This is a genomic window from Bradyrhizobium sp. (assembly GCF_016462955.1).
GTDB lineage: Bacteria > Pseudomonadota > Alphaproteobacteria > Rhizobiales > Xanthobacteraceae > Bradyrhizobium.
Genome location: NZ_JAEMSD010000590.1, coordinates 1 through 3,816, shown reverse-complemented (window position 1 = coordinate 3,816; position 3,816 = coordinate 1). Strand labels below are relative to the sequence as shown.

The following is a 3,816-nucleotide window of genomic DNA, read 5'->3' as shown; positions in this document are numbered from 1 at the left end:
CTACTGCTGCGCGCTCGGCAACAATTGCGGCAGCGATCCCCGCGTCACGTTCGGCGGCACCGCATCGAGCCCGAGCACCGCGCTTGCGGCCGGCAGCGCCGCGTCCGCCATCGCGGCATGCCCCTCGGCGCTTGGGTGCACCGCGCCGCCGTAGACCGCGGAGAGCACGCCCCAGGTCGCATCGTGGATGTCGGTCGGCTGGCTCGCCGCCGGCAAGCCCTGCGGATAGGTCATCGCAGCGAAATAGCTGTCATTGGCGTCGCGGATCCAGCGCGCGCGCGGCAGGTAGGCGCGATATTCCGAGGCGCCGCGGCCGCACAGCATCGGCTGGCTCGCCGCGCTGACGATATCCGGGTTGAAGCTCTGGCCGTTCTCGGCAAAGCAGGCCCGGTCGAACTCGGGATCGCTGCCGGATCGCGCGCAGAAGCCCCGTTCGGCGAACGCTCGCTGGTGCGCGTCCACGAAGGTCATGCGGTCGGCTTCGGGATCGCGGCACAGCGCGCCGCGGGTGCAGGTGGCGAGCCCCTTCAGCTGCGGCAGGAATTCGGTGTCGACGAAGGTCGAGACGCGGGCAAGGCGCTGCGGATCGGCGTTGAAGGACGGATGGATGTCGAAGCCGGCGCGGCCGCCGCGGCAGGGCGCGCCGGCCTCGGCGAGCGCGGGATTGGCGTAGGAGACATAGACCACACGCGAGAGCTCGCCGCCGACGAGCGGCTTCAGCGCCTCGCGCAGCTTGACGAAGTTCTGCGGCAGCTCGCGCTGCAGCGCATCGCGGGAGTCATCGACGGTCGCCATCACGCCGGAGCGGCGGAACAGCGCGCGCTCGGTCGCGGTGTCGACGATGACGTCGGCGACCAGACCCGAGAAGTAGACGTCGTTGGCGCCGACCGAGAGCAGCACGAGGTCGAGCGTGCGCTCGGGCTGGCGCTTCTTCGCAGCGGTGAGCGCTTCCCGCAGCTCGGCGACCTGCGCGTTCACGCTGATGTTGCAGACGCCGGTCTTGCCGGGCGGGCATTCGCGGGCGCGCTGCGAGCCGAGCAGGCCGTCGGCGATGCTGGCGCCGGTGCAGGCGAGCGGCAGGAAGGTCACGGCGATGTGCGTATAGCGCACGGCCAGCGCCAGCGCGGTGCGCGCCTGATAGCTGTAGAGCGAGCGGTGGCACGGCGCGTTGAACCAGAGCGCGCTGTAGCGTTGCCAGTTGGCGAGCGTATCCGGTGCCTCGCAGGCGCGGCCGCCTTTGAAGCCGTGGCGGCTCGGCCGGTAAAACTGCGCGCCGGCGGTGCCGAGATAGGAGCGGAAGCAGAATCCTTCGTCCGACAGGGCCAGCGGCCGGTCCGGATTGCCCTCGCCCGAGGCGATGCTGTCGCCGAGGCCGGCGACGAAGACGTCGCGCACCTGGATTTCGGTTTGAACCCGCTGTGTCGGGTCGGAGCCGGCGGAGACATCGACGCTCGCGACCGTCTGCCTGCCGTAGCGGACGCGCAAATTGACCGGCTCGGCGCAGTCGAAGGTGGAAGCCTGCGGGCCGTCGCCGTCGTCGAACGACCAGGCGCAGGTGGCGCCGACCGGCACCGCGCCGGTCAGGCGTACCGTCACTGGATGGTCGATCGGCGTGATGTAGTTCTCTTTGACGTTGTCACGGGTGCAGGGCTGGTTGACCCGGCCCTGGAGGTCGATGCAAAGCCTGTTGACCATGTTGCGGGCCCAGCCGCGGCCCTCGCTCTGGAGCTCCAGCGACTGCTCGGCAGCGAGGATGCTGCGGTTGCGCGCGTTCTCGACATGGAGCAGGAAGTCGCGCTCCTCGCGGAACAGGCGGAAGCGGTTACGCACCTCCCACTCGATCTGGATCGGGCCGGCGTCCTGAGCGGCGGCGGGCTCGGGCGCAAAGGCGGTCAGAATGCCCGCCAAGAGCAGGGCGCCTGCGCAAAGTTTCGGAAAGGGGAGAGGGATCATGGCCCGGGGTTCAACGGCAAAGTTGAGGCGGAAATAAGAGGGGATTGCTCCCCCGCCTGCAACCCTTGTCTGACGTATGGAGGATCGGCGCCTATCGCTTGCCGGCCCGCCGCAGCGTCCTTTCGCGCTCCATCGCGGCCACTTGCTTGGGCAGGTTGGCCTGAGCACAGGCCTCTGCCAGCCGTCGTCGCTCCTGCCAGGGGGCGACCACGTTCATCCAGAGCTCGCGCGCGCCCATGATGGAGATGGCGAGGGCGAACGGGATCACGAAATAGAGGATGCGGAACACCAGCAGCGTCGCCAGAAGTTCCTCGCGGCCGAATTGCGGCAGCGCCACCAGCATGGCGGCATCGAACACGCCGATCGAGCCCGGCGCATGGCTGGCAAAGCCGATCAGGGTCGCCAGGATGAACACCACCGCGAGCGACATGAAGTCGATCGGCGGATTGGCCGGCATCAGCAGGTACATGGCGAGGGCGCAGAAGCCGAGATCGACGACGCCGATCAGGATCTGCACCAGGGTCAGAGGCGCCGAGGGCAGCACCACCTTCCAGCCCTTCTGGCCGAGTTCGCGGCGCTTCTCGCCCATGCAGAGCCAGACCAGATAGGCAGCGATCGAGGCGAGGCCGCCAAGCGCGATCAAGCGGTTGAGCGAGGCGGGCAGCTGATCCATCGAGGAGGCCGCCTCGGGATGGATGGCCATGCCGATCGAGAGCACGAAGATGTTACCGAGCCAGAAGGTCAGGCCCGACAGGAAGCAGATTTTCGCGACGTCGATCGCGTTCAGCCCGTAGTCCGAATAGATCCGGAAACGGATCGCGCCGCCGGTGAAGACCGTGGCGCCGATGTTGTGGCCGATCGAATAGGACGTGAAGCTGGACAGGGCCGCGATCCGATAAGGCACGTGCTTCTTGCCGATCGTTCGCAAGGCGAAAAAGTCGTAGAAGGTCAGCGTGCAGAACGCGAAGAACACGCAGATCGCCGCCAGGCCGATGTTGCCCCGGGGAATCTCGGTCAGCGCGGTCAGGATGACACCGGTCTCGATGCCCTTGAGGGTCCGCACCAGCGTCGTGATCGCGAGGGCGATGATCAAGATGCTCGCGGCAATCCCAAGTCTTCGCCAGCCGATCCATCTCTTGAAGCCGCGTTTCAGCGCGGGCAGCAGTCCGTGCATTCATCCTCCCGGCGGGGGGCAAAGACCGGCCGGGCCAGGCATTGGCCGGTCGGGCGCGATCGCGCCAAAGAAGGGCGCCGACCGCTAGGCATGATCCAGCTCATTTAAGGCAAAAACAGCGGCTTGTGCAGCCCTTGACAACAATGGGTTCTGCGTTCGGCCGGCCGCTTTTGTCATACGGAGTTCATATCGGCTGCGCGTTAAGCATACGAGTCGGCGAACGACGATCCATTCGCTCCTTCGATGCGCCGACATGATTTCAGATCCCGGTGCCGTCCGCATTGTTCCAGCGCAAGCCGTGATCGGCCTTCTTGGAACGTCGATGCCGCATGCTCGTTAGGGTGCATCAGCAATCGAACATGGTGGAATACGCAGGCTTTTTCTTGCAAGCCGGCGTGCCCGTGTTCCCAAAACCGAGAGAGGATCGGAACGATGGGACTGTTCACCAAGGACATCAAGACCATGAACGACCTGTTCGTGCACCAGCTCCAGGACATCTATTATGCCGAGCAGCAGCTCACCAAGGCGCTACCGAAGATGGCAAGCAAGGCCACCGATCCGGAGCTGAAACAGGGCTTTTTGACGCATCTCGAGGAAACCAGGCAGCACGTCGCGCGGCTCGAGGAAGTGTTCAAGATGCACGGCGTCGCCGCGAAGGCGGTGGATTGCCCGGCGATCGACGGCATCAT

Annotated in this window: 3 protein-coding genes; 1 reads left to right on the top strand and 2 read right to left on the bottom strand. The window is 66.2% G+C overall.

Annotation, left to right across the window (positions count from 1 at the left end; all coding sequences use genetic code 11):
• Together JHD07_RS35050 and JHD07_RS35045 are read right to left on the bottom strand one after the other, a co-directional pair.
• Entirely contained in the window at nt 1–1,953 is a 1,953-nt protein-coding gene (locus JHD07_RS35050; protein WP_291630511.1) for a hypothetical protein, read from the bottom strand.
• Nucleotides 1,954–2,044: 91 nt separating this feature from the next.
• Nucleotides 2,045–3,127, bottom strand: coding sequence for a YbhN family protein (locus JHD07_RS35045; RefSeq protein ID WP_291630509.1), 1,083 nt, complete (start codon nt 3,125–3,127; stop codon nt 2,045–2,047).
• 432 nt (nt 3,128–3,559) lie between these two features.
• Here JHD07_RS35045 and JHD07_RS35040 point away from each other — a divergent pair.
• On the top strand, nt 3,560–3,816 hold a 257-nt coding region (locus JHD07_RS35040; RefSeq protein ID WP_291630507.1), incomplete at its 3' end, for a DUF892 family protein.